The sequence below is a fragment of the Collinsella sp. CLA-AA-H167 genome, from assembly GCF_040095305.1.
Classification (GTDB): domain Bacteria; phylum Actinomycetota; class Coriobacteriia; order Coriobacteriales; family Coriobacteriaceae; genus Collinsella.
The window spans coordinates 143144-170106 of sequence record NZ_JBBNGA010000003.1 but is presented as its reverse complement, the minus strand read 5'-3'; the positions used below and the strand labels follow the sequence as shown (position 1 = coordinate 170106).

Below are 26963 nucleotides of genomic sequence, written 5' to 3'. Positions count from 1 at the left end.
GGCCTCCATAGCCTCTCCACCTGCGGAAACGAGGCGATAGCCAGGTGCCGGGGGCTATTTCCGCGTTGCGCTAGCTGCGGAAACGCGGGGTCCGTTCAGACTGTTGCGTTGAGATTGAAAATCAACCGGCGTAAACTTTTAGTTGGGCAAATCCGGCAGATTGGAGTATGAAACATGAGGGATATGCACCTCATGTCGCTCATAAAACGTCTCCTGACCTCGAAGGAGAACGTTTTTTAGCGATAAAAGGAGACATAAATATGATCTGGTTTACCAGCGACATCCACTTCGGGCATGAGAACGTGCTGAAGTTCACCGACCGCCCGTGGGAGACGATTTGGCAGATGAACGACGCCATCGTCGACAGCATCAACGGCAGGGTTGCCGTGGACGACGAACTCTACATCCTGGGGGATTTCTCATTCAAGATGACCGCCCAGGACGCCTACGGGCTGCGCAAGCGGATCGCCTGCAGGCGCATCCACCTCGTCCCGGGAAACCACGACAAGGACTGGACCCAGCCGGCGGTCGCGGGCGCCTTCACCGTGGAGCCGCCGATCTGCGTGCTCAAGATCGACGGGCAGAAGATCGTCCTGAGCCATTACCCCATGGCCGACTGGCAGGGCATGAGCCATGGATCGTGGCACCTCCACGGGCACATCCACAGCAGCGGCGGCGCGTACAACGAGTTCAACCGCAAGCAGGGCCTTCTGCGCTACGACGTCGGTTGCGATGCCAACGGGCACTCCCCGGTGAGCCTCGACGAGCTGAGGGGATGGTTCGCCGGAGTCGACGAGCCGTGCGGCCGGGTGAAATGGCCCTGGTGGGTCAACGAGACCGGCGACAGGCAGGTCGAGCGCGAGCTGGCGGCGTACAAGAGGGAAGAGGTGATTCGATGACGGTCTATGTGACGGGCGACATCCACGGTGGGCTCGACATGCAAAAACTCCGCGACTGGGAGCTCGGCGACAGTCTTACCAGCGACGACTATCTCATCGTCGCCGGTGACTTTGGCTTTCCGTGGAACTTTTCCGCCGAGGAATGTGCCGACATCGCTTGGCTGGAGTCGCGCCCCTATACCGTGCTGTTCGTCGACGGCAACCACGAGCGTTTCGATCACTGGGCGGAGCGTCCCATGGAGCTGTGGCACGGTGGGCTGACGCAGCGCCTGTCGGATACCTCCCCCATACGGCGCCTGACGCGCGGCGAGGTTTTTGAGCTCGACGGCTCAACGGTCTTTACCATGGGCGGCGCCACGAGCGTGGACAAGGAATACCGCATTCCGTATTCCAGCTGGTGGCCTCAGGAGCTCCCGGACGAGCGCGAATTCGATGCCGCGCGGACAAAGCTCGACGAGGTCGGCTGGAAGGTCGACTGCGTCATCACCCATACCTGCGCCACGCGCATGCTCTCGCCGACGCTCTACCCCGACCCAGGCTGGGAACGCCCTGATGTGGACCGGCTGACCGGATTCCTCGACGAGCTCGAGAATCGCCTGGACTACAAGCGCTGGTATTACGGCCATTTTCACCGAGACGGCAACCCGGACGAACGTCATACCGTGCTGTACGACCGGATCGTGAGGCTCGGGGACAAACTCCTGCCGTGGGGCGCGTACTGATGGCTGTCTATGTGACAGGAGACGTGCACGGCAGGGCCGAGTACGGGGCCAGCAGGTTCGCCTTCAGGTCTTGGCCACTGGGCCGGACCCTGACGCGCGATGACGCGGTGATCGTGGCCGGCGACTTCGGCTTTGTCTGGGACGGCTCGAATGCTGAGAGGTATTGGCTCGACTGGTTCGAGTCGAAGCCCTGGACCACGTGTTTCGTAGACGGCAACCATGAGAACCACCACGCCCTGGCTGGGCTGCCGGTGCGGGAGTGGAACGGCGGGCTCGTCCATGAGGCGCGACCGCACGTGTTGCACCTGATGCGTGGAGAGGTGTTCGATATCGACGGGCTCACGGTCCTTGCCATGGGCGGTGCCGCGAGCAACGACAGGCGGTACCGCAGGGAGGGGAGGAGCTGGTGGCCCGAGGAGATGCCGAGCGAGGAGGAGATGGACCGTTGCCGCGCCTCACTCGACCGCGTGGGCTGGAAGGTCGACTGCGTTGTGACTCACGAGGCTCCTGCCGCCCTAGCTAGAGAGCTGTGCCGGAAGCGCGGACGTGAGTACCGTGGGGATCAGCTGCAAACCTTCCTGGGCGAGCTCGACGGGCGGCTTGACTATCGCGTCTGGCTCTTCGGCCACTACCATGGCGACGAATGGCGCGGCGGCAGGCATCGCCTTATCTACCGAGACATCGTGCCGATCGAAGATGCTGCGCCCGGTTCTAGGAACCTTCTAGAAGCGCTCTAGAAGGTTCCTAGAAATCAGCAGCCTGGCAGGAGAAGCGCGTGGCTACTCGCCCCTCATCTGGGCCATGACCTCGACCTTGGCCTCGGCCACGGCCGCACGCTGCTCGGAGGCGGCAAGGCGGTCCTTGAGGGCGGCGATCTCGGCCATCAGGTCGTGCTGGGCCAGGAGCGCATCGCTCAGCTCGGCTTGGGCTTTCAACGCGGCGTCACGCTCGACGCGCAGACGCTCGATCTCATCGGACATGGCCTCAGCCTCGGCGTGGAGCTGGACGACCTGCCTGCCGAGCTCCCTGGCATCGGCGAGGTATCTGACGCTCGCGGCATGGAGCTCATTGTTCTCGAGCTCGATGCTCGCGGTGTCGAGCTCGAACTTCTCCTCGATAAAGGCGACCCGCTCATTGCAGTCGGCCTCAAGTCTTTCGTTCCGGTCTCTCGCCTCGACGAGCTTGCGGTTGAATTCGTCGAGCTGGGCCCTGAGCAACGCGTTCTCGGTTCTGAGGTCGCCCGTCTCGCGCAGCAGCTTCTCCCGCCACGTCGCCTCGATCCGCTCGGCGGCCTCATCGAGGACGGACTTCACGCCGTAGATCTCCCTGATTTTCTTCTCGTCTGCCATGGTGCGGCACTCCAATCAACAACGGGCATGGCTCCGCCATGCCATATGGCTGGGAACAATGCACGGCCGCTGTTGATTTGTGTTCGCCCTGCGATCGGTGAGTTCTAAAAAGGCGTCTCAGATCATGCATTCACGCAGGTTTTCGGTTGGAGAAATACCGCACGTTTTCATGGTATCACGCGCCTTAAAGACCATGAATAGACGGCCATATCGATTCGTTGAAAATGGCACCTACGACGTGTTGGTGGCGGGAGAGTGATGGCGTTAAAGATGCCGAGAATGATTATGGGATTGTTTTAGATGCGGGCATGAAAAAGGGTCGAATCGAAGTGTCTGGCCGGACGCCAATTGTCCGGGAACTGTTTCGGTTCGACCCTGTTTCATTTTACATCCGCGGCATGCTCTTATAGACGCCCGGCGATTACCGACCTTCACGACCTCGATAGTCGGGCTATGGACTTAAGATTTCTTGGGCTCCCAGCCGTTTTCGATTGCGGCGGGGTAGACTGCGGCGTAATTAAGCATCCAGCTGCCATCGCCCGCTTTTTGAATAAACCCCTTATCCTTCAAAGAGGTATAGGCTCGGGAGATCGTGTTCTTACTCAGGTGGTAGCGCTCCTCAATCCATTTGCTTTTTGCGTAAAAGCCCATGGCTCGTTTGTTTTTGGAAGGATTTCCAAGCTTCCATACTAGGCCGAGGATGAGGCGCTCGGCAGCGACAGTGGTGGCACAACACGCCCAGTCGGGCACCGAAATAAAATTCGCGTTATCCATTTTCCTTCTAATCTCTCGTTGCTCAGTAACATCATCGGAATATTTGTCGGAAATCGACGGTAGCTCGCTCATGTTTACCGCCTAGTCAAGGTGGGCGGTACGACCTTCAAGCTGCTTGAAAAGTTCGTAGAAGGAGCTTTCAAACATGTAATTCGAGCGATGGATTTGGATGAGCTTGCCGGACTCGCGCATAAACTTGCGCGCGGTGTTTTCGCTCCAGCCAGTGAGTTCGCGGATATCGTTAACGCGGAGCAACCGATCGCACTGAGCGGCACCAGTGGGGAAAGTCGGTGTGGACGCCTGAGTGCTAATCTGTGGAGTAGCCATGATGAGCTATCCTTTCAATGAGGGCCCTCCCTGTGCTTGTAAGACTTACCAGGTTCATAAGCACATGGGGGGCCGGTTTTTATGACTACATGCGTAGCCATCTGACAGCTTTAGAATCTATTAAAACTCATTAGATGTCAATCAAATAAAGCGTCTACCTGCGGAAATAGTAGTATAGTACCGTAATATTATTGATGAAACGATGAATGAATAACATGCTATTTCTCGCTTTTCTGTATATAGGCGTTGATGAAGTCTTCGTAGCCTTTAACTGCTTTTATTTCTGATTGTTGAACGAGGCTTGTATACGTTTTGAGCGTGATATTGGGGTCCGCGTGGCCAAGAATACCTTGCACGCTTCTAACGTCCGATCCGTTCGCCAGCATAAAAGTGCTTACACAATGCCTGAGCTGATGCGGGCAGATGCCCTTATATAGTTTTCCGCCAGTCGAATTGTTCGGCTCATAGATTCCAAGGTTGCAGCTAACTGCGAAATCGCGAAACCAATGGTTGAAGATGTAGTTTTTCATGTGACAGACAGTAGGGACCCCCTGCTTGACAGCAATATCGCTAATGATGGGAGTGCTGCCAGTCTGGGAGAGCCCCAGAGAGGCCAGGAACTCTTTTTGTATGGCTGACCATGATTGAAGACGTTCGGCCAAGGTTTCTCCAACGGGGATTTTGCGTTGGCTTTCTTGTGACTTGGGTGCCCTCAGTTCATGGTCGTTGGTGTACTGCCTGTCAATTTTCAAGGTTTTATTGGCAGGGTCCCAATCGCGCCATTCGAGGCCCAGCATCTCGCCTTTCCGCATACCCGTATACACTAGTACTAGCGTACCAACAGCTTCGGCGGTGAGCTCAATGTGTTGAAGATGTGTGCATAGGGTAGCTACTTGGTCGATTGTCAGTGATTCTCTTTTGTTGCGTGGTCTGCGAACATGAACGGTAGCGCAGGGGTTTCGGTCAATTATTCTCTTTGCGACTGCATTCGACAGAATTTGACGCAGTTTCGAATTGATTCGTACAAGCTCTGATGGTTTGTATTTTCCCGTACGACGAGCTTCGGCATATGCTTCTTCGATTAGATCGGGAGTTAGCCCTTCAATTGTCTGAAACGCACCGAATAGGTCTTCGATATGCCTGCAATCGTACGCTTCTCTTTCATAGCTCGTTGGCGCAAGCTCGGTGTCCCTATTTTCATGAAAGGCCCAGCAGTAGGACGCAAGCAAAGTGGGCTTTTTAGTTTTAGTGATCGTGCCAGAGGAGTTGATTTCAGCCAGCTTGGCCTGCATTGCAGCCTTAGCTTCTGTTTTAGTCTTGCAACGAATTGTATAAGTTGGGGATCGTTTGTAGCGCCCCGTCTTAGGGTCCTTGACTCCAAGGGAAAAATAATAGCGATAGGTGTTAGGTGATCTCTTGTCTTTCCAACACGTGCCTCTTCCGCTAATGAGTGGCTGTTCTGACATCTTTGCACTCCGTTTCTTTGAATAGTTTTCAACAATTCATTGAGTGCAGTTTAGCTAAAGCTGTTAGTAATATGTTTGTAAAAGCGTAGACGCAGCTACCGGAGGCAAAAGACACAAACTGCTATGTTTATCTGCGGTTATATGATGTTCAATGATGCTTGATGAATGGTAGGGGGTAGCATTAAATCATATCTCCTAAAGCGGGTGTCGACGGTTCGAATCCGCCCGGGGGCACCAGAGGAATATCGAGCCCGGTACCGCTACGGTGCCGGGCTCTTCTGGTCTAAAGGCCGGATTCGGACCGTCGACACCCGCGTCACTCATTTCCCCGCGGGGGGAGTTTTCGAATCCGCCCGGGGGCACCAGAGGAATATCGAGCCCGGTACCGCTACGGTGCCGGGCTCTTCTGGTTCATGTCATGTCAAAAACGAAGCGCCCGCTTGCTGGGGGAGCAAGCGGGCGCCTGTGAGCGAATATGTTTGCGGCGGGAGCCGTAATGGGCGGTGGGGCGGCGACTAGTTGGTCGTACCGGAATCGTCGCCCGTGCTCGTGCCCGAGCCAGAGCCCGAACCCGAGCCAGAAATCGAAACCGTCAGCGTAATCGTGCTGTCGGTGGACTGCTTGCCGGTGGGGGAGACGCCCGTAACGGTGGCGTTTTCGTTGCCGCTCACGGGGTTACCGTTCTGATCGCAGAATGCGATGTTGTAGAACCCGGCGTTGTTGAGCGCGGTAACGGCGGCGGAGATGCTCTTGCCGTACAGGTTGCCCGGAACGCTGGCTTTGCCGGACTTCTTGGCAATGACGACGGTAATCGTGGCGCCAGGCTTCTGCTTGCCGCTGGGGTTCCAGCTAATCACGGTGCCCTCGGTAACCGAGTCGTTCTCCTGGTAGCTCACGTCGACGCCAAAGCCTGCCATATCGAGGGCGTTGCGCGCCTGGGCCTCGGTCATGTCGGTCAGGTCGGGGACGGACGTGGTATCCGGGCCGCTCGAGACCTTGTACGAGATGGTCGTGCCCTTCTCGACTTCCTTACCGGCTTCGGTGCCCTGCTCAAAGACCTGGCCCTCATCGGCCTCGTTGGCCTCCTCGGAGGCGTTGCCCTTCAGGCCAACGCTTGCCAGCGCGGCTTCTGCCTGGTCCTTGGTCAGGCCGACCAGCCGGGGAACCTCGACCTTCTCGGAGGGCTTGGGGCCCTTGGAGATTACCAGGTTCACCTTGGTGCCCTTGGCCTTCTTGGTGTTGCCGTTGGGCGTCTGCTCGGCGACCTTGCCCTCGTCGACATCGTCGTTGTAGCTTTGGTCGATGGTGCCGGCCTCGAGGCCGGCTTCCTTGATCTGCTCGACGGCAGTCTGCTGGTCCTTGCCTAGCACATCGGGCACGGTGACCTGCTCGCCGCCAAAGAGTCCTGTGGCAAAGGCCACCACGATACCGATGACGGCAACGGCTGCCACCACGGCGGCGATGATCTTGTTCTTGTTGGATTTGGGCTTTTCGACCTCGTAGGAGCCGGTGGAGCCCGAAACCGAGCTACGGGCGGTATTCTGGCCGCTCACGCCCGAGACGGGACGCACCATGGCGCGCGTCTGATCGGAAAGCTCGCGAGTCTTGGTGGCGCCCAGCTCACCGGGGGCACCGATGATGCGCGTGGGCTCCGAGATGTTGACGGCACGGCCCGACAGGTAGCTGTTGAGCACCTGACGCAGCTCGTCGGCGGTCTGGAAGCGGTTTGCCGGGTCCTTCTCCATGCACTTGAGGATGATGCGCTCAAGGTCGGCGTCGACACCGGAGTTGATCTGGCTCGGCGGAATAGGCAGCTCGTTGACCTGCTTGAGTGCGACCGAGATAGCGTCGTCACCGTCAAAGGGAACGCGGCCGGTGGCGCACTCGTACATCACGACGCCCAGCGAGTAGATATCCGAGGTGGGGCCGAGGTCCTGACCACGGGTCTGCTCGGGGCTGACGTAGTGGGCGGTTCCCAGCACGTTGTTGTCTTGCGTGAGGTGGCTGTTCTTGGCGCGCGCGATGCCAAAGTCCATCACCTTGATGTTGCCGTCTGGCAGCACCATGATGTTCTGCGGCTTAATGTCGCGGTGGATGATCTCGTGCTTGTGGGCGACCGAAAGCGCGGAGCTGATCTGCGAGCCGATCTGGGCGACCTTCTTGGGGTCGAGGGCGCCGTGGCTCTTGATGCCGCTCTTAAGGTCGGTGCCGCGCAGGTACTCCATGACGATGTAATAGGTGTCGCCGTCCTTGCCCCAATCGTAGACGCCCACGATATAGGGGGAGGAGAGACCGGCTGCTGCCTGGGCCTCCTGCTTAAAGCGTGCGGCGAAGGTTGCGTCGCCAGCATACTGCGGCAGCATGATCTTGACGGCTACCGTGCGGTCGAGGACCTGGTCCTGCGCACGGTAGACGGTCGCCATACCGCCTGTCCCCACCTTATCCTTGAGGAGGTATCTTCCCCCGAGGACCCTCTGTTCCATTCCTGCTCCTAACATAACTATTCGCTCAACGATGTGTGTAGTACCTACGATGTGGCCGCTGGGGCCGTGTGGCGCGTTGCCGCTAACTCTTCGGCCGCGGCGCGCCTCGGGTGTCCGATTCGATCATGGGCATCACGCTCCCTGTGCGGCGAGCGCCGCGGTCAGGACGATGCCGGCAATCTTGGCCGCCTTGACGTCGTGTTTGTCGTAATCCTCCAAGGCCACCGAGATGGCGACCGTGGGTGAATCGTAAGGTGCAAAGCCAACGAACATCGAGTTGACGTTGGTGCCGCCGGTCTCGGCCGAGCCGGTCTTGCCGGCGACCTTGACGCCGGGGACCTGGGCATCGGTGCCGGTACCGGACTGGACGACGGCGAGCATGGCCTGCTTGACCTGGTCGGCCGTGGCGGAGCTGACGGCCTGACCCAGCGAGCGGGACTGCGTGGTCTTGACCACAGTTCCGTCCGGGGCGAGTACCTGGGCTACAAAGTACGGGTCCATGACCACGCCACTGTTAGCGATGGCGGCGGCAATCACGGCGTTTTGCATGACGGTGGTCTGCGGCCCGGGCGTGTGGTCCATGCCGACAGGCTGGCCGGCGCCGGCCCAGGCGGTCTCCCACTCGGTCATGAGCGACGGGTCGGCCATGATGGAGGCCGCGGAGGTCAGGTCTTGGCCGAGCTTTTGGCCGTAGCCAAAGGCGTTGGCAAACTGCACGAGCGTGTTTGCGCCAACTTCGTTTGCCACCTGGCCAAAGACGACGTTGGAAGACACGGCAAAGGCCTGCTGCAGGCTGATGGTGCCGTAGCTCTCGTTGGCATAGTTGGTGACCGGCGCGTTGCCGATGTCCATGGAGCCGGGCGCCTGGTAGGTGCTGGTAAGGCTGGCGGTGCCGGTCTCGAGTGCCGCGGAAAGCGTAACGACCTTAAACGTGGAGCCCGGCGTGTACAGCGCGTCCATGGCGCGATTGTACATGGAGCCGTCCTCGCCGCCGCCCGCCTGCAGCAGGGCGTCGATGTTGGTGTTGTCATAGGTGGGCGAGCTGGCGCATGCGAGCACCGCACCGGTACGCGGGTCGATGACCACTACAGCGCCCTTAAAGCCCTTGAGCGCCTGCTCGGCCGCCGTCTGGATACGCGAGTCGATGGTGAGCTTGGCGGTGTTGCCCGGCTGGGTCTGGCCCGCGAGCGAAGCGATGGCGTTGTTCCAGCTGGAGTAATCCTTAGAGCCGGTGAGCGTGTCGTTCATGACACTCTCGATGGCGGTGGTGCCATACTGCTGGCTCACGTAGCCAACCACGTGCGCTGCCAGGTTGCCGTTGGGGTAGGAGCGTACGTAGGTGCCGTCCTCCTGCTGCAGCGACTCGGCCAGCGTCACGCCGTCGGACGTGATGATGGAACCGCGCTGGATGTACTTGGAGCGGGCGATAGTGTGGTTGTTGGTCGGCATATCCTGATAGTCCTTGGCCTTGATGACCTGGACATAGGTGAGGTTGCCGATAAGGATGGCGAATAGCGCCGTAAAGGCGAGCACCGCACGGGTTAGACGGTTGGCGAGCGCAACGCGGCCGAGCACACCGGATTCAGGCGTGTCGAGCAGGCGACGGCGCATGCGCGAGCCGACGGAATGGCTGCCGCTGCCGTAGGAAGACGAGGTGGCAAAGCGCGTGCCCGTCGGGGCGGCGGCAGATGCGACCTGATCATCGGTGATGGCGGCCATAGTGCCGGTGCCGGTAAGCTCGGCCTCGCGTCCGGTCGCTTCGTCACCGGCGCGCAGCAGGAGCGCGACGATGATAAAGCTCGCCAGCAGCGAGGAGCCGCCCTGGCTCATAAAGGGCAGGGTGACGCCGGTCAGCGGGATCAGGCGGGTTACGCCGCCAACGATCAAGAAGGCCTGGAAGCTGATGGCGGCCGTAAGGCCCGTGGCACTAAAGGCTGCGAGGTCGGATTTAGCGCGGGCGGCCGTGGTGAGGCCACGCACGGCAAAGAGCATAAACAGGATGAGCACGGCGCCGCCGCCCAAAAGGCCCATCTCCTCGCCGATAGCCGAGAAGATAAAGTCGGACTCGACGACGGGGATGTTGTTGGCCATGCCGTTGCCGATGCCAACACCGACCAGACCGCCATCGGCAAGCGAGAAGAGCGATTGGACGATCTGGTAGCCCTGGCCCTGGGCGTCCTTAAAAGGATCGACCCAAACCTGGAAACGTACCTGAACGTGAGACAGGAACTTGTAGGCGCCCACGGCTCCAACGGCTAAGAGCGCAAGGCCGATAACGACATACGAGAATCGTCCCGTGGCAACGTAGAGCATCAGCAAGAAGATGGTGTAGAACAGCACGGCCGAACCCAGGTCGCGTTCGAAGACGACGACGAGCAGGCACACACCCCACACGGCAAACAGCGGCAGCAGCAGTCGCAGGCGAGGGATCTTAAAGCCCAGGATCTTGCGGTTGGAGATGGAGAGCAGCTCGCGGTTCTCAGCCAAGTAGCCGGCCAGGAACAGCACGATAAAGACCTTGGCGAACTCGCCGGGCTGGATGGTAAAGCCCGCGATGCGAATCCACAGCTTGGAGCCCGAGATCGTGGTGCCGATAAAGATAGGCAGCATCAGCAGAATGATGCCGATAATGCCAAAGGTGTACTTGTAGCGCATGACCACGTCGAGGTTTTTGACCAGTGCAAGCGTTCCCACCATGAGCGCCACCGAGACAAACAGGATGATGAGCTGTGAGATGGCGAGAGCGGGGGCGAGGCGTGTCACGAACGTGATGCCGATGCCCGAAAGTATAAATACGATGGGCAGGATGGCGGGATCGGCGCCAGGCGCCAAGATGCGCACGGCGATATGTGCTGCGGCGAAGGCGGCGAAGAGGCCGATCGGTACGGCGAGCGTCTCAAAGGAGATAGCGGCGCCCGCGGTGAGGACGTACATCGCATACAGCAGGATGACGGGGAACGCCGAGGCGATGAGCAAGAGCAGTTCGGTGTTGCGGCGACTCATAAGCGGCACTCCCTTTCTAATTCTTATCGGAGGCTTCGGCCTCGGCGGACTGTTCGGCGGTTTTCTCGGAATCTGATTCGGAGGTCGATCCCTGGTCGGTGTTGTCGCGAATCGTTTGCGCGTCGATCACCTGGCGGGTCTGCTCCTCGTCGATCTGGTGGCGGTACTTGGATATCGTGTCCTGCGCATCGTCGACACTTGTTTGCGGAATGCCCGCCTTGAGGCGGTTTTGCGTGTCTTCGGGCAGGTCGGACAGCTTGATACTGGTTTCGCTTTCGAGCCAGTGGAGCTTGAGTCCGAGCGGCTTGCCGGGCAGGCCGCGCCAGACGGCGACATTGCCCTGGTAGGTACCCAGGTAGTACGAGCCGGTGACACCCGTGTAGGCCCAGATGGCAGCCGCCAGCACCAAGACGAGACCTAAGACGACGCCGATGGTGACGTTGCGGCGACGCACGCGTTGCGCCTCGCGCATAACGCCATCGTCAACCAGGTCAACGACTACTACGGTCACGTTGTCGTGGCCGCCGGCGGCAAGCGCCGCGTCCACTAGGTTGTCGACGCAGATTTGCGCGGTTGAGGACTGCGTGGCGATGTTCTCGATATCGCTATCGGGAATCATGCTCGAAAGGCCGTCGGAGCACAGGATCAGGCGGTCGCCTTCCTCGATATGCAGAGTGAAGTGGTCGGCATACATGGCGGGGTCCGAGCCCAGCGCACGGGTGATGACCGAGCGGTTGGGGTGGACGCGAGCCTCGTCTGCCGTGATCTCGCCGGCGTCCACGAGCTCCTCCACGTAGGAGTGGTCGCGGGTCACGCGGATGAGCGTGCCCTCGTGGAGCAGGTAGGCGCGAGAGTCACCCACGTGGGCGATGGCGAGCGTGTCGTTTTCGATATAGGCGCAAGTGGCTGTGCAGCCCATGCCGGGCTTGCCTAGGCCGTTCAGGGCCGCCTCGATTACGGCGGCGTTAGCTGCCTCGACGGCTGCCGCCAGGCGTGCTGCGTCGGCGGACTGCGGGGCCGTCTTGGCAATAGTCTCAACGGCGATGGAAGAGGCCACCTCGCCGGCAGCGTGACCACCCATGCCGTCGCATACGCAAAAGAGCGGCGACTGCACCAGGTAGGAATCCTCATTGTGCGGGCGTACGCAGCCAACGTCGGAGCGGGCGCCCCACATGAGTTGCGTGGTGGTGCCGGCATCATAGGTCGAGTCGGTCTCGATGCGCTCCTCGGTCAGGGGCTCAAAGCTCATGGTCGAGCCGGGGTCTTTGAGCTTGGCCTCAACGGCGGCAACGTCGATTTCGGCTGTGTCACCGGGAGAGACGGTGTCGGTCTCGGCGTTTGATTCGGAATCGCCGGTGTCCGGGGAGTCGGGCTCCTCGGACACGCGGGCGGTCGACTCGTCGTCTTGCGGGCTGACGTCTATAGGCTCGGGCGCCGGCGTAGACGCGGGCGCAACCTCGGATGCCGGGGCTATGGGAAACGCCGGCGCGGCGGGCTCGGGTGCCGCAAACACCGCAGCGCTCTCGTTAATTGCCGCGGCGACGGGCTCTGCAAAGTGAGCCGGCACCGGGGCTGCTTCGGGCGCTGTGGGCTGTTCCGCAGCATGTGCGCCGATGGGCGCCGCTACGGCATCCTCTTCGTCCTCGTTATCGGCGAGATCCGAAATATCATGCGTTACATGCGAAAGAGGCAGGGAGAACACGGTGTCCTCGGGCTCCACGGGTGCGGAGCCCGCCGGAGCGGCGTGGGCCGGCGCAGCTGTGGCGGCCGGTGCCTCGGTCATAGTTGCGGACTTGTTCTCCTCGTCGATCATCGACGGTTCACCTTCATGACCACATCGCCAATCTGGACTTCGTCGCCCTCGCGCAGCGTCGCGGGCTCCACGAGCTGGCGGCCGTTGACGAGCGTGCCGTTAAGCGAGTTGAGGTCCTCGATGATGAGCGCCGGGCCCTGCAGCGAAAAGCGCGCATGCGAGGCCGAGACGAACGGTTCGTTGATGCAGATGTCCGAAGATGGCGAGCGACCGACGATGACGGGGCCGAGCATGTCTACGTGGATGCCACGGATGCCGCGCGGGCCCTTGTCCACATCGATCGTCCAGATAGCCGAGTCGCGGCGCTGTCCGCGCACAAGTCCCACGCCGGTCTTCATGACGGCGAACAGGAAGATATAGAGCAGGGCGACCAGGACGATGCGGCCTGCAAAAAGGACGATATCGATGTTCATAAGCGACTATCCCCTAAATTCAAAGGTGCTCAGGCCAAACGTCAGCAGATCGCCGTTGCGCAGCGGGCAGCGCGTAATGCGGCGGTTGTTGACGAGCGTGCCGTTGGTGGAATTGAGGTCCTCGATCGACCAATCCGAGCCCGTAAAGGTGAGCTGGGCGTGGCGGCGCGACACGTTGGGGTCGCGCAGGGCAATATCGGAAACCGAGCGCTCGCGACCGATAGTCACCTGTGCGGAGGTGATGCTATGGCTCTCGCCGCTCACGACGTCGACGAGCTGGGCGAGCGGGCGCTGCGGGGCGCGAGTGCTCGCCATGTTGGAGGCGATGCCGGCTGCGGCGCCTAGGCCCACGGCGGCACCGGTCGCGGCGGCTCCGCCCATGCCGGCAAGCGCGTCGCGCGAGACGGTCTGCGGCACCGGGATGGGTGCTGCGGCGGGGTCGGGGACGCTAGGCGCGAAGGGGTCTGCCACGGCAAGCGGGTCGGGAGCGGCGGCGCGAGGCGTCGGCTGCTGCTGGGGCATGGCGGCGGGGCGCTGCTGCTGCGGGGCAGCAAACTGCTGCTGGCCGGCGCGCGGGGCGCTGGCGGCACGGCTTGCCGCGGAGTTGTTTTGGCCCAGACCGTTTTGATAGGCGCGCTCTTCTTCGTACAGGCGGCCGAGCGTGGGGGCATCGACGTTCTCGGCAAAGACCGAGAACTTGCCGGCGCGCAGCTGCGGATCGATCATAAAGCGCACGAGGGGCTCGCCGACAAAGACATAGCGGCGCTTTTCGGCCTGCGCCTTCACAAACTCGCGGACCTCGCGCGAAAGCTCGGGGTAGAACGGGGCGAGCATGGGATCGTCGTCGGCGGCGATCAGGATGGTATAGAGTGCCGGCGCCGTGTTGACGCCGTTGATCACCAGAGTCTGATCCTCCATGTCGCGAGCGGCCTGCTTGGCAAGCTTCTTAAAGGAGAACGGGGCACGGGTGGCACCGAAGATGCCGGCCACGTGGTCCTCGAAGATGTTCAGGAAGTTCACGAAAGATCACTCTCCGTATAGGTTCTTTGGTATCCGAGCAAATATAGGCATATCCCAACGATTATAGAGGATAGGGTTCCCGCAACCGCCGCCTTGGCGACGACCGCGGCTGCAAGGCTGGCAATTTCCATATGGCGTGCAAGACAGGACGCCGCTGCGCAGCCGATGCCGGTGACAGCGATGGCGGCGATTGCGGCAAGGTTTGAGCCCTGATCGGCACGCTTGGCATGGGCATTGAGCAGCGCGGATGACGCTGCGGAAGTTGCCGCGACCAGCACAAAGGCAGCCCAAAGGAGCGGGTCTCCCAGCGCTGCGGCAACGTTACCGAGCCCCAGCACGCCTCCGGCTGAAAGCGCGACCGTTGCCAGACGGGCAAAAAGCGCGCCCATGCCCGTTGCCGCGGCGGCGCTTGCCGGGCCGAGCCAAAATGACGCGACGCCGGCGGCGACCCCAGCTGCCAGGAAGGTATTGCCGGTCAGACAGCCAAGCGCGAGTGCACAGGTGAGCGCGGCGCTCGCGGCAGTCTCGGTGCGACCCCAGGCGATCCACCAACCGGACATGGCGGCGGCAAAGATCACCGCGACGGGCAGCATCGACAGGATGCCCTGTGCCTGCATGGTGGCGTTGGCCATGAGCACCAAAAAGCCCACAGCCGAGATGGCCGAGCCAATCTGGGGGGCCAGGCCAGCCGCCGCTCCGATCGCGATGGCCGCAATGACCAGGCCGGGAAGCGCCGCGACCCCGGCCGTTTGCATCAGCAAAAAGCTAAAGGTGCCGCACGTTAGCGCCGAGATAGCGCGCATGGTGTAGTCGCGCGCATGGCTCCAGCGCGTGCCCGCCCAGCCGAGTGCGGGGTCGACCTCGATGGCGTCGTCCTCGTAGTGCGACGGCTCGATATCGTCGAGCTCCTGCTCGTCATCCGAAAGCTCGCCAACCATTTGCTCCAGGCTGCGACGGCCTTCGCGCACGCTGCCCAGACCGGCAAGGAGCTGGTCGCAAAATGCCTCGATGCTGTTGGGGCGGTCCTGCGGCATGGGGGAGAGCGCGCTCATGAGCGCGGCCTCGGCTCCCGGGGGAAAGTGTGGTATCAGCTCGCTGGGATAGGTGGCGCCGCCGATGATGCGGCCGAGCGAGTCGGCGGGCGTGGCCGCCATAAAGGGAGCGCTGCCGCACAGGCCCTCGTAGATCACGCAGGCGAGGGCAAAGACATCGGCGCGCTCGTCGACCGTGCCGGTCTCGATATCGAGCTGCTCGGGCGGCATGTAGCCAATGGTGCCGCCGCGTGAGCCGCCAAAGCCACCGGCAGACGACAGTCGCGCCATGCCAAAGTCGGTGAGCTTTACATTGCCCGAGTGGTCGATGAGCACGTTGGCGGGTTTAATGTCCAGGTGGAGTACGCCATTACTATGGGCGAAGGTGAGCGCCTGGCCCAGGGCATCGGCAATGGCCGCGGCCTCGTCAAAGGTAAGTGAGTGGCCGTCCACGCGATGCAAAAACTCGGCCAGCGACATGCCATCGACATATTCCATAACCAGGTAGGCATAGGCTGTGTCGTGCGTAAAGTCGATGACCTGCACGATGTTGGGATGTTGAAGCATGGCGGCAGTGTGCGCCTCGCGCAGGACATCCATGATGTCGCTAGCGGGCATGCCGGCACCGTTGATAAGGGGGATGCGTTTAATGGCGACGCGGCGGCGCAGGTGCGTGTCGCGGCAGATCTCGATGGAGCCAAAACCGCCGGTCGCAAGTGTCTCGAGCGGCTGGTACCGCTTGAGCAGCTCGCGAGAGCTGGTGCCCTCCAAAGGAACGTCCGGCGAGAACCGGGCGGTATGTTGCGAGAAAAGCGGCATGGCCAACCCTCGTGCGTTTAAAGTTCGTTTGCGAGCGGCGGGCGCGGAGCCGAGCCATTCGCGGTGGCATAGATGCTGCTAGTGTAGCACGCTCGGGCAGATGGCGAGGAAACGGGGATGAGGTGGTCCGATCGATTCGGGCCGTTTCGGCTCGTTCGGAAAGCGCACCCCAGTTTTCAGCCAAATAATGGGATGCGCCTTCCAAATGGGGTGGGCTGCGGAAACTGCATCCCAGAATATTGGCCTGGAACGGGACGGACTTTCCGAATCGGCGCTCAAAAGGAAACCGCATCCCGCTTTGGGGCGGGGGCTGCGGACAAAAGCCGGACCGTGACCTGGCTCGGATTGGAGTTAGCGTGAATCGTTGATGTTGGCCGGTGTGGGCATGGAGATAGATGAGCGGATCGAGCGATATAATGACATGCTATGGAGGCCATATGCTCTTTTCCCGCCGTTCTGCTACATTTGCCTGCGCCATTGCGCTTGTCGTAATGGCGGTCACCCCTTATCACCGGTTTTCATCTTCAATCGGCCTAGCGTCAGGTGCAATGACCTGGCTCGTTATCCTGGGCGCATGCCTCGCGGCGTTTGTTCATGGTGCTGCGCTATGCAAGGGGGGAATGAGAAGGCCGAGGCATCTCGGTGCCATCGGTGTTTTCCTTGGTGTTATTGCAACGGTTCCCGAATGGGCCGACCTGGCTTTCTATGCTCGCGGAGACTCTATTCCAATCGTGTTTGCACCGATTTGGTTGTTACATGGCGTTTCGTGTGTCTCGTGCTTTGTTGGGTCGCTGCTTCTCTCATATGTTATTTGGGGCACGGCGGACTCTCCTTTGACGCAGAGGTCGACACGGACTGACGAAAGGGAAACTCGTCACCCGCAGGACGCGATTTTTACAGAAACAATAGCCGTCATGTCTTGCCTGCTGTTTTGCTGTCGAGTTTCATGGAGAGTCGTTCCCGAGCCATGGGGGATGCCCCCTGTAACGGCCGCGTCAATTGGCCTTGCGCTTTTAATTCCGTTGGTCTATCTCGCATTGACTGTGGCCCCGCCGTTTTGCCGCCCTCGTGCCTTTGGCCATGGGCGGCGCGACGTGTTTGCCTGTTCTGTGCTCGTAGCAGTTCCTATTGGTCTTATTCCGGCTGTTGAGGCGGCATACTTCGCAAGCGATGCCGTGGTCATTGCATTGCTGGCGATGGGGTCCGTTATCGCTGCTGCCTTCGTATGCATGTTGCTAAGGGGGAAACGGGACAACAATTCGGATATCGCCTGTGCGTCCGACACATTCGATGCGGGGGTGTTTTCCCCTGCCCTGTCGCCTAGAGAAGAGCAGTTTGTTCGACTGCTGCTCAAAGGGAAAACGCCGGCGGAAATTGCCAAGGAGACGGATACGAAGCCATCGACGGTGAGAACAACGCTTCACCGAGCATACGGGAAGGCGTCGGTTGCGGGCTCACGCGAGCTCGTGGCGCTGTTTGCGGGTGAGGGCGATACTGTAGGGCATGAGCTACCGCAGCGGCATGCTGACGATATAGTGGCATCAGCTCGAACGCGCCGGCTGTTTCGATACCTGCTCACATTATTCTTTATCCTCCTTGCGGCGGGGCCCTTGGTAATGGCGGATAGCGATTGGGGGTCCGGTGTTTCGCGGGCTGTCGCCTTTTCCCTCTTAAGCTACGCATTGGGTCTCGGACTGCTTCTGTCGCTACGCTACGCGGGTGGAAAAGCGAATCGTGGCGCTGCGCTGGATAGAGCGGGTGAAGCGATTTGGCTCGGAAGCCCGTACGTATGGGCGGTGCTATCTGCTGTGGAATGGTCTTTTATCTATATCGCGGCATTGATGTGCATACGCGTTCCGTTGATGGCTGTGCCGGTCCTGTTTTGCGGCGTGGCGTCTACGGCTTCGCTCGCTGTTGGGCTGCGTCCGTTTAAGGTGCATGCCCATGCTCGGGCTATCGTGCCGTTGGTGTCAATGGGCATGGTTGCCTTAATCTATGCGGTCGCTAGGGGGCGAATCCATGGACTTGCGGTGCTGACGGGGGTGCTGCTCACATATATAGTGATGCGAAGCTGTCCGCAGCGCAAAATGCTTGGGATATGGATGCTCTGCTTTGGGGCGACGGCTCCTGTTTGGGCTGTCTTGCTCAATATGGTGCAGGATCTGACGGTTTTCGAGCCGTTGTTCCTCGCGTCGTTGTTGGGGCAAAGTTCGGCTGTCAATGTCGTCGTGGCAACGGTGATTGTTTGCTGGTCTGTGCCCATGTTCGTTACGCACATCGCGCTCGCCCGCTCGGTTGAGGACGAGAAGGCCGTCTTGGAGTACCGGGCGAACGGGTCCACCGAAACGGCCCGCGTGCGCCAGCTGGCCCTGCTTACGTCGCGCTCCCTTTCTGATGTTCAGTCGCAAATTTTGCTGATGACGGCAGAGGGGGCAACGACAAAGGCCATTGCGGAGGATGTCGGTTACGCTGCATCTACGGTGCAAGCGCTGCGGTCTGCATCTTACCGCCAGTTGAAGATCAAGAATAAGGCGGAGCTAATTTTATTGTTATCGCAGGTAAATAACGTGTAAACGCCTGAGCAATCAACTCAATAGCGGGTGTTTACAGACATCTTTCTCTATTCATGCGAAGGTTGCCGTGCGTCGATGCATTGTTAACCGCTTTTGATTGGAGAAGGCCATGATTAAGCCAAGGAGCGCTATTGCTCGAATCGGAGTCGGCTTGGTGATTGCAGCTGGTCTGTCCCTAGGGGTTCCCGCTGCATCGTTTGCACAAGAGGAGTTTGACACCTCTCAGGTTTCCAGCATTACTCAAAACGCCGATACGGGAATTACGACCTGTACGAACAATGCCGATAAGGCATTTAGTTTTCAATGTGCCGGGACGAGTGCAACTGGCTACCGTCAAAAGGATGATTCCTCATCGCTCTATCTGGATATCCAGGGCCATACGGGAAATCCGCTTCGGTTATATACAGACGGTGCGTATAACACAAGCGGTAGCGGCAGCATGAATTGTACTCAGGGAACGTATCGTTCGAATCACAAGGGACAGTGGGAAATGTATAACCTCGTCCGTGAGAACGGGCGATCTGCGGCGCGACTGACTGCATGGGCGGAGTCTGGCTACGGCACTGTTATTGGCGTATGGAGCCCCGACTGCGTCGGGCATTTCCACAAGCTTCCCGCATAGTTGTTTGAAATGGCTCCCTTCCGGCTTTCTGGGTCGGAAGGGGGAGGAGGACGTATGAACCAAAAGCTCGCAAGATACGAACTGTCGAAAACGATTAGACGTCCAGCTTTTATCCTTGCTCTCTTGATTGCGGTCGCAGTTGCAATAGCTGCCGCGCTGGAGCCGTGGGCAAATTTGGAAAAAGAGCGCCACAACCTTCTTTCTTTTGGTTACGGCGTTGGCGTGCAAGCCGAAAATTATCTCGGTCAAACACGTGAAAGCAGCTTCGGTAACTGGATTGTTGTGAGCGCGAACGCGCCACTGTCTGCGTCGGTGTTTTTCTATGCACTGCCCCTGCTTGCAATGTTGGCTGGATCTTGGTCGTGTCTCTTTGAGCGTTTGAGTGGTTATGACATGCAGATATGCACGCGCGTTTCCAGAAAGGCGTACGTGAACGTAAAGATGCTGTCTGCTTTCCTCTCCGCGTTTACAGTGACTGCCATTCCTCTGCTCGTCAATTTCCTGATCGTCTCGATGCTTTTTCCTGCGTATCTTCCTCGGGTCGATGAGTCGACTTACGTAGGACTTTACCTGCATAGCTACTTCTCCGGTCTATTTTATTCGCATCCTTTGTCATATGTGCTCGCATACACGCTGTTCGATGCTGTCACGCTCGGGACTTTATCCATGGCTGTAACTGGCTTCTCAATTTTGTTTCGTAGCAGAATCAAAGCGATAATTGTCCCGTATCTGCTAATGGTTGCGTGGCATTTTGCAAATGGCTGGATCTTCGGCGTAATGGCTTGTGTGGGGTTTAACTGCAATATCCTCAACAGCATCAGGTCGGAATCGCTGAATAACTGGCCAGACATTCGAGCCGGTTTTGCGGAAATCATATTATTGACCCTTGCTTCGTTGGCTTTTTCTGGGGCGTGGAAAAGACGCGAGGTGGTCTGATGCTGTTTAGGCTGGTCGCCGCGGACCTGAGGACCGTTTTGAAGAAGAACATCATCACTTTTATTGCAATTGCGGCAGTGACCGTTGCGAACTTGGTGTACGCCTACGGATTGTCTTCTGTGTATGGGGTTAGAACGGATACCTTGGGGTTTGCGGATAATCTTGCGCTCGTGTTTGCCGGATCTGCTCCGTTTGAGCCTAGGCCCGGGGTCATGTTTGTGCCTCCGCTAGGATGGCTATTTCTCATTCTGCTTATTCTCTATACAACACTCGACTATCCGACCGAATCGTTGCACGGGTTTGGTTTGCAAGCGCTTGTTCGATGCCGGGCAAGAACCCTTTGGTGGGTCTCGCGTTTTATCTTGGTGGCGGCAGTAACGGCATTTTCACTGCTCGTGGTGGTTTGCTCTGTTGTGATTTGGAGCTTGGTGGTGAGCTCCTCGTTCAGCGCGGTCATTCATGGTGAGTCGCTTCAACTGGCTAATTTGGCGCCGTGGTTTCTCAAAGCTGCCGAGGCAGATGCGCTGCCGTTTTTCATAGGTCTCTTATTTGCTTTTGAGGCGCTTGCGTTTGCGCAGGCAGCGGTTGGGTTTGTGCTTGGGTCGTCAGTCTCGTTTGTGGTTTTAATGAGCTACCTGATCTGCTCGGCATATGCACGACATTGGGCGCTATTGGGTAACGCCTTGATGCTGTTGCGCTGGGGTGGAATTGTCAAAGAGGGAATCGCGGCGGGCTCGAGTGTCTTGTCATCAATTGGGCTTATGTCGTTATGCCTATCGTTGGGTGGACTGTGGTTTCGAAGGGCCGACCTTATAGAAAAGGGGGACAAGATATGAGTGTGATCGTAAGGGGCGTATCGAAGCGCATGGGTAAAAACGATGTCCTGCGCAACGTGTCCATCGAGGTTGACCCTGGGACTGTGGTCGGGCTTCAGGGGATAAACGGTTCGGGTAAGACCATGCTCATGCGAGCGGTTTGCGGGTTGATCAAGCCTACCGAAGGCGAAATCTCTATCGATGGCCAAAGGCTTGGGGCGGACATCTCGTTCCCGCCGAGTCTGGGGATGTTGATCGAGGCGCCTTCCTTTTTGGGATATCTGTCTGGCTACGACAATCTGAAGCTCATCGCTCAGATCAAGGGCGTTGCCACCCCCGAGGACATTCGCTCTGCCCTGCGGCTCGTGGGGCTCGATGCAGACGAAAAAAAGAAGTTCCGAGCATACTCGCTTGGGATGAAGCAGCGTCTGGGGATAGCTGCGGCAATTATGGAGAAGCCGAAGCTGCTTGTTCTCGATGAGCCAACGAATGCCCTCGACGAAGCGGGCGTTGAAATGCTCAAGCGCGTTGTGGCGATGGCGGCATCAACGGGTCGTGAGGTCCTTCTGTCCAGCCATGACGGAGAGGTGCTCGAGGAACTGGCCGATCGGGTTTACTGCATGCGCGACGGTGCCGTTGTGAAAGTTCGGGAAAGGTCGTGAGCGCGATGAAGAAGACCCTGTGGACGAGAAGATCGGCGCTCGCGCTTTTTTGCTGTGCTGCTGCCGGCCTTGCGGGCATGAGGGTGAGCGTCGTTAACGGGAACCGGACGGTCATTCCTGAGAAATATTACGCGGAGGGCGAATGGCTCTCGATGGATGGAGCGTTTCTGGGGTCGAAGGATGTGGTGACTGATGGGTATTCGTTTTGCATAGACGGGGCAGAGTTGCTCACGCCGCGCGAGTATCTCAAACGAGCACATGACGATTATTCAAAATATGGCACCGTGGATACGAAAACGAGACTGAAGGATGCCGACATCACGTGCGTTATCGCCGTAAAGATGCGTGTCAGAAATAGGGATAATATCGACGGTGGAATCAAAGCGTATGTTTGGCATCTGGTTCCGGAGTCTGCGCCAAACTATGATTTTGTAGTCAATACCGATCTGATAACGCAAGCCATGCCGGTCCTTGGCGGCTCTGCTGCGTTTGCCGTGGAGGTTGGGGCAGAAAACGAGTTGCTCGTCCCATTTATGATGCAGAACACCAACGACTATTTCGAAGGTTACGAGACCGTCCGTTTTGAGAAAGCATTTCCCGGGACTTACACGATGAAGATGACCGATCTGCCGGAGCGGAGGCTCTTAAGGTTTGAAGTGAAATAGCTCGAGAGCAAGGCAAAACGGGTCCATTGGCGGTACGCGCGCCCGATTCCAGGCGCCCCGGCCCGGAATCGGGCGCGGGACGAGGCGCCTTCGGTGTCGGCCGGCCTACCGCTTCTTCTTGCTCTTCTTCTGCTTGCGCTGCTTGCCCTTGGTCTCCTGGGGCTTGTCGCCCTGTTTTGCTTCGGCAGCGGCCTTTTCTGCCTTCATCTTCTTGCGTTTGGTCTCGATGCGGAGCTTTTTGTTGATGCGCGCCTTAAGGAAGGGGCCAAACTGCTCGGCATCGCCGCGGATAAAGGTGTCCTTAGGGATAGTCACGCCCTGGTCGGCGAACATGGCTACAAAGATGCGCTCGCCGTCGAGTACGTGGTCGAGCTTCTCAAACGGGAAGAACTGCGACTTGCCGCTCTTGCCCCAAACCATCAGGCCGTCCTCGTTGGCAGCGACGCGGCGATAGCGGCCACCCATGGACTCGTCGGCCTCGACGGCGTCGATAAAGTCACGGGCGAGCGTGTGGTGCAGGTTTTTGCTCCACCAGGCCAAAAAGGCGCCGAATACGATCAGGACGACGCCAAACTTGATCCAGTTACCGCCGGCCACCAGCATGCCAATGCCGATCAGCGCGGCAATTGCCGCGGCGACATACAGCGAACCGCGACGCCTGGGCGAGGCGACCAGGCGGGCGAAGTCGGTGACCAGGTCGTTTTCGTACTGGTACTCGTTGAGGTACAGGATGCCGTCGTCGGCTGCGGCCTGCTCCTCGAGCGTGACCTCGACCTGGTCGGCTGCTTCGGAGGGGACGAGGTTGCTCTCTGCGTCTGCCATGCTCTTTGGACTCCTATCGCGGCGGGCTCGCCGTACGGGTTATTATGAATGCAGTATGCCGTGCGACCGCATGGCCGTCGCGGCAACAAGACTCAGTATACCCGGGGGAGCACCCATGGAATCGTTGTACCGAAAGTATCGCCCGCTCACCTTCGACTCCGTGGTGGGCCAGCAGCATATCGTCTCGACGCTCGAGCACGCCATCACCGAGGGGCGCCTGTCCCACGCATACCTGTTCTGCGGACCGCGCGGCACGGGCAAGACCACCATGGCGCGCATCCTTGCCAAGGCGCTGCTGTGCCGTAATGCCGAGGCAGCGCGCGCCGAGGGCGCAAGCGGGTGCATGCCCGACGGCACCTGTGAGGAGTGCGAGCTCATCGCCGAGGGCAACCACCCCGATGTCTACGAGCTCGATGCCGCAAGCCGCACGGGCGTGGACAATGTGCGCGAGGAGATCATCAACTCCGTCAACTTTGCCCCGGTGCGCGGCAAGTACAAGATCTATATCATCGACGAGGTTCACATGCTCACGACGGCGGCGTTCAACGCGCTGCTCAAGACGCTCGAGGAGCCGCCGGCACACGTGATCTTCGTGCTGTGCACCACCGACCCGCAAAAGATTCTGGAGACCATCCTCTCGCGCTGCCAGCGCTTCGATTTCCACCGCATCAGCAACGAGGATATCGAACATCGCTTGTCCTACGTGTGTGAGCAGGAGGGCTTCGATTACGACGACGAGGCGCTGACCATCGTGGCGCGCCATGCCAAGGGCGGTATGCGCGACGCGCTTTCCACGCTGGAGCAGCTGAGCGTTTTTGGCAACGGCGCCGTGCATGCGGACGATGCCCGCTCGCTTTTGGGCGAGGTTTCGGACCAGATCCTGGGCGAGTTTGCCCGCGCTATTGCCGAGCGTGATATTGCTGAGCTCTATGGGCTCATTCGCGCACAGGTCGAGGAGGGCAATGATCTGCTTGAGCTGACGCGCGACCTGGTGGCGCATGCGCGCGACGTGTATGTGGCCTGCGTTGCCGGTGCCCGTGCCGAGCTGTTTGAGGGCGGGGCCGAGCAGGCCGAGGCGCTTGCTGCCGAGGCTGCTGCCTTTGGCGAGCATCCGGCCGACCGTCTGGCCCGCGTGCTGACGGTGCTCGACGATGCCGCGTTGGAGATGAGGGGCGCGAGCGACGTGCGCCTGGTGCTCGAGATCGCCTGTACGCGTCTGGCGCGTCCCGAGGCCGATTTAACGATTGAGGCTTTGGCCGAGCGCGTGGCACGCTTGGAGGCCATGGTTGCCAACGCCGCCGTTCCGGCGAGCGTGGCTGCTGCTCAAGCGAGTGCGCCTGCGGCTGTCGCGGCTGCGCCTGCGACGACACAACAACCGACGCTGATCTCGGGTGCCCGAGCTGCTACTCCCGCGGCGACTGCCGCCCCCGCTGCTACGCCCGCGCATCAGGGTGGCATGCCTTGGGACCGCGGCGCTGCTGTTCCGGCGGCCCAGCCTGCGCCCAAGTCCGCAGCTCCGGCTCCCGCGCCCAAACCTGTAACGCCTGCACCTCAACCCGTTGCGGCTCCGGCTCCCGCGCCTGCTGCATCGACCGTGCCGGTGTCCAAGTCCAACAACGCCGCTCAGGTTGCCGCCGCCGGTGCTGCCGAGACCCCCGCGGTCGAGGACGCTGGCGAGCTCCAGCGCAAATGGGGCGAGGTCGTCGAGCGCGTCAAGGCCCAACAACCTTCTTATGCGGCTCTCCTGTTGAACGCTCGCGCTACGGCAGACGATGGTTCTAAGCTCACGGTCTCGTTCCCTACGGCATTTGCTATCAAGATGCTCGGGCGTGCTGATACACAGGCGGTGTTTTTGCCGACAGTCAGTGCGGTCTTCGGTCATCGCACCGTCGACTATGTCCTGGATGGGGGTGGCACGCCGGCTCCTCAACATGAGGAGCATTCTCCATCTGCACGGGCTGCGGCATCTGCGGACCCGCAACCCGTGTCCTCGGTGCCCCCTGCATCCTCGAGCGCCAGCGCGACGCAGCCAAAAGCGGCGCCGGTAGCGGCACCGACCCCGTCGGCGCCTGAACCCGCTGCGCCCAAACCGGCTGCTCCGATCCCCGCGCCCAAGTCCGCTGCCGCGCCTGCGCCCAAGTCATCCGACCTGGCCAAGGCCCCTTGGCTGCGCTCCGACAACCCTGCCGGTGCTCCTGCCACGGGCAAGCTCCCGACCGAGCCCGCGCCCCGAGCGCCCGAGCGCGCGTCCGCCCCCATGGCTCAGCCGCCTGCGCAGGCTGCGCCATGGGAATCCGAGCAGGTGCCCTACGACGATGCCATGGTCGGTGGTTTTGCTGCCGATGCCGGCGGGGACGATCTGCCCCCGTTCGACGTGCCGGGTGCGGCGTCCGCGCCCAAGGCCGCTGCTGTGGCACCCGCAGCCTCTGCAAACGACGACGTCCCCGCCGCTCCCTGGGAATCCAATCCCGGTGCTGGCAGCCCCTTCGGCCATCAGGGCGCAGCCCCGAGCATCCCGCAGACCGAGGACGAGGCCAAGGCCCTCATCCGCAGCGTCTTTGGCCAGGCCACCATCTTCAAGCCGGTGGAGTAGCTGCGCAGGCGGGTATACTGCTCAAGAAGAGGACCCCTTGTCCGGGCGCATCTGTATTTCGGACATGTGTAGTGTGGTGCCGCGTATGTCGCATTTGAGCAGACAGGTGCGTGACGGTCGGCCTAGGATGCTGAGGTCGATACGATACGTCGCATGGCTGTCCGTGTACTCGACTTGCTCGGCGTTAATGGTTGCTCCGATTGCCAAATAAACGCCTAGCTCGGCATCGACAATCTTGAAGTCCTTTATCTTGACCTTGAACTCTTGATAGAGGGACGGGCTGTTGTAGTAGACGGTTCGGGTTCCGTCGGTGCACTCATCGGTCGTCTCCCATTTGACGACGGGCTGGTCCGAGCTGGCTATCAGCAGTTCTGCTCCAAAAGCTATGGCATGGGTGATGACAACCAGCAATGCCCAGCCGACAAAGAGATAGAGAACCACATATGCAACGGGGTGTTTTGAGCGGATGTTTTGGAGCGCGTTGGGGGCATTCATGGGGCACCTCCAAATTACTATCTATGGCAATCAAATTATACCCCGCTGCCATGCGCGTCACCGTGAGCAACGGATCGGCATGCAGGTCTTTAGCGGTGCACATGAAATGTCGGATTCCGGCTCTACAAGATTTAGCTTTCAATATTATGCAGATGCGAATTATTCAACTTTGCATAATCTTCGGGTGCGGCTTGCACTCCAGGACATGTATATCGACTGAGGTAGCGTGACTGCCCCGCTTGCTGGCCGCGCGCCGTGGTACGATTTTTGAGTTTGAAAGTCCCGCCGCGTCCCGGCTGCCCTTGCAGCTCGGCGTGCGGCCGCACGTAAAGGAGCCATCATGGCCGGTATGAACATGCAGCAGATGATGAAGCAGGCTCGTAAGATGCAGGAGCAGCTTGCCGCCGCGCAGGAGAACCTCAAGTCCCAGACCGTCGACGCCTCTGCCGGCGGCGGTATGGTCAAGGTGACCGTTAACGGCGAGATGGAGCTCGTCAATCTCACCATCGATCCCGATGCGCTCGATCCCGAGGACGTCGATATGCTGCAGGACATGATCATGGCTGCCGTCAACGAGGCCGTCCGCGGCGTCAACGAGCTCGCCAACAAGCAGATGGGCGCCATCACCGGCGGCCTCAACATCCCGGGCATGCCGTTCTAA

Annotated in this window: 23 protein-coding genes; 11 read left to right on the top strand and 12 right to left on the bottom strand. The window is 59.9% G+C overall.

What is annotated here, in order from left to right:
- Positions 1-260: 260 nt before the first annotated feature.
- From AAAT03_RS03700 to AAAT03_RS03690, 3 genes are read left to right on the top strand one after another with little or no spacing between them, the layout of a single operon-like run.
- Positions 261-899, top strand: coding sequence for a hypothetical protein (locus tag AAAT03_RS03700; protein WP_349102618.1), 639 nt, complete (start codon positions 261-263; stop codon positions 897-899).
- A complete protein-coding gene (locus AAAT03_RS03695) occupies positions 896-1621 on the top strand; it encodes a metallophosphoesterase (RefSeq protein ID WP_349102617.1) in 726 nt (241 codons plus the stop codon). The genes AAAT03_RS03700 and AAAT03_RS03695 overlap by 4 nt, the downstream gene beginning before the upstream one ends.
- A complete protein-coding gene (locus tag AAAT03_RS03690) occupies positions 1621-2358 on the top strand; it encodes a metallophosphoesterase (RefSeq protein ID WP_349102616.1) in 738 nt (245 codons plus the stop codon). Before AAAT03_RS03695 ends, AAAT03_RS03690 begins: the two co-directional genes overlap by 1 nt.
- 42 nt (positions 2359-2400) lie before the next feature.
- On the opposite strand, the gene AAAT03_RS03685 is transcribed toward AAAT03_RS03690, so the two are convergent.
- The 10 genes from AAAT03_RS03685 to AAAT03_RS03640 all read right to left on the bottom strand — a co-directional run bounded on the left by AAAT03_RS03685 (position 2401) and on the right by AAAT03_RS03640 (position 16119).
- Positions 2401-2970, bottom strand: coding sequence for a hypothetical protein (locus AAAT03_RS03685; RefSeq protein ID WP_349102615.1), 570 nt, complete (start codon positions 2968-2970; stop codon positions 2401-2403).
- Positions 2971-3429: 459 nt separating this feature from the next.
- Positions 3430-3816: a hypothetical protein gene (locus AAAT03_RS03680; RefSeq protein ID WP_349102614.1), complete on the bottom strand. Its 387-nt coding sequence runs from the start codon at positions 3814-3816 to the stop codon at positions 3430-3432.
- A 9-nt stretch (positions 3817-3825) separates the two neighbouring features.
- Positions 3826-4071, bottom strand: coding sequence for a hypothetical protein (locus tag AAAT03_RS03675; RefSeq protein WP_117629696.1), 246 nt, complete (start codon positions 4069-4071; stop codon positions 3826-3828).
- 218 nt (positions 4072-4289) lie between these two features.
- Positions 4290-5537 carry a tyrosine-type recombinase/integrase gene (locus AAAT03_RS03670; protein WP_349102613.1) on the bottom strand — a complete coding sequence of 416 codons (1248 nt, stop codon included), beginning with the start codon at positions 5535-5537 and terminating at the stop codon, positions 4290-4292.
- A 515-nt stretch (positions 5538-6052) separates the two neighbouring features.
- Positions 6053-8020 (bottom strand): Stk1 family PASTA domain-containing Ser/Thr kinase, encoded by a 1968-nt coding sequence (gene pknB, locus AAAT03_RS03665; protein WP_349102612.1) that lies wholly within the window; start codon positions 8018-8020, stop codon positions 6053-6055.
- Between the two features lie 132 nt (positions 8021-8152).
- Entirely contained in the window at positions 8153-11023 is a 2871-nt protein-coding gene (locus AAAT03_RS03660; protein ID WP_117778759.1) for an FtsW/RodA/SpoVE family cell cycle protein, read from the bottom strand.
- A gap of 16 nt (positions 11024-11039) precedes the next feature.
- On the bottom strand, positions 11040-12836 hold the full coding sequence (locus AAAT03_RS03655; RefSeq protein WP_349102611.1) for a Stp1/IreP family PP2C-type Ser/Thr phosphatase: 1797 nt from the start codon (positions 12834-12836) through the stop codon (positions 11040-11042).
- Positions 12833-13249, bottom strand: coding sequence for an FHA domain-containing protein (locus tag AAAT03_RS03650; RefSeq protein WP_006235180.1), 417 nt, complete (start codon positions 13247-13249; stop codon positions 12833-12835). Before AAAT03_RS03650 ends, AAAT03_RS03655 begins: the two co-directional genes overlap by 4 nt.
- Positions 13250-13255: 6 nt before the next feature.
- Positions 13256-14269, bottom strand: a complete 1014-nt coding sequence (locus AAAT03_RS03645; RefSeq protein ID WP_035136732.1) for an FhaA domain-containing protein — start codon at positions 14267-14269, stop codon at positions 13256-13258.
- Positions 14266-16119 (bottom strand): serine/threonine-protein kinase, encoded by a 1854-nt coding sequence (locus AAAT03_RS03640; RefSeq protein ID WP_349102610.1) that lies wholly within the window; start codon positions 16117-16119, stop codon positions 14266-14268. Before AAAT03_RS03640 ends, AAAT03_RS03645 begins: the two co-directional genes overlap by 4 nt.
- Before the next feature lie 395 nt (positions 16120-16514).
- On the opposite strand from AAAT03_RS03640, the gene AAAT03_RS03635 reads away from it, so the two are divergent.
- From AAAT03_RS03635 to AAAT03_RS03610, 6 genes are all read left to right on the top strand, one after another.
- The gene (locus tag AAAT03_RS03635; protein WP_349102609.1) at positions 16515-18692 is read left to right on the top strand and encodes a LuxR C-terminal-related transcriptional regulator; all 2178 of its coding nucleotides are present in this window, start codon (positions 16515-16517) and stop codon (positions 18690-18692) included.
- A 109-nt stretch (positions 18693-18801) separates the two neighbouring features.
- Positions 18802-19314, top strand: coding sequence for a hypothetical protein (locus tag AAAT03_RS03630; protein WP_124785772.1), 513 nt, complete (start codon positions 18802-18804; stop codon positions 19312-19314).
- A gap of 54 nt (positions 19315-19368) precedes the next feature.
- Positions 19369-20250 carry a hypothetical protein gene (locus tag AAAT03_RS03625; RefSeq protein WP_089573265.1) on the top strand — a complete coding sequence of 294 codons (882 nt, stop codon included), beginning with the start codon at positions 19369-19371 and terminating at the stop codon, positions 20248-20250.
- 38 nt (positions 20251-20288) lie between these two features.
- Positions 20289-21086, top strand: coding sequence for a hypothetical protein (locus tag AAAT03_RS03620; protein WP_147326479.1), 798 nt, complete (start codon positions 20289-20291; stop codon positions 21084-21086).
- Positions 21087-21115: 29 nt separating this feature from the next.
- Entirely contained in the window at positions 21116-21727 is a 612-nt protein-coding gene (locus AAAT03_RS03615; RefSeq protein ID WP_231500810.1) for an ATP-binding cassette domain-containing protein, read from the top strand.
- A 5-nt stretch (positions 21728-21732) separates the two neighbouring features.
- A complete protein-coding gene (locus AAAT03_RS03610; RefSeq protein ID WP_117584193.1) occupies positions 21733-22392 on the top strand; it encodes a DUF5028 domain-containing protein in 660 nt (219 codons plus the stop codon).
- Positions 22393-22497: 105 nt separating this feature from the next.
- Here the strand turns inward: AAAT03_RS03610 and AAAT03_RS03605 are convergent, their stop codons facing one another.
- Positions 22498-23214 (bottom strand): hypothetical protein, encoded by a 717-nt coding sequence (locus AAAT03_RS03605; protein ID WP_349102608.1) that lies wholly within the window; start codon positions 23212-23214, stop codon positions 22498-22500.
- A gap of 115 nt (positions 23215-23329) precedes the next feature.
- Here AAAT03_RS03605 and dnaX point away from each other — a divergent pair, with 115 nt between their 5' ends.
- Complete coding sequence (gene dnaX, locus AAAT03_RS03600) at positions 23330-25807, top strand: DNA polymerase III subunit gamma/tau (RefSeq protein ID WP_349102607.1); 2478 nt, start codon at positions 23330-23332, stop codon at positions 25805-25807.
- 21 nt (positions 25808-25828) lie between these two features.
- Here dnaX and AAAT03_RS03595 read toward each other — a convergent pair whose 3' ends face one another.
- Complete coding sequence (locus AAAT03_RS03595; RefSeq protein WP_006235175.1) at positions 25829-26302, bottom strand: hypothetical protein; 474 nt, start codon at positions 26300-26302, stop codon at positions 25829-25831.
- A gap of 340 nt (positions 26303-26642) precedes the next feature.
- Between AAAT03_RS03595 and AAAT03_RS03590 the strand changes: the two genes are divergently transcribed.
- Positions 26643-26963: a YbaB/EbfC family nucleoid-associated protein gene (locus tag AAAT03_RS03590; RefSeq protein WP_006235174.1), complete on the top strand. Its 321-nt coding sequence runs from the start codon at positions 26643-26645 to the stop codon at positions 26961-26963.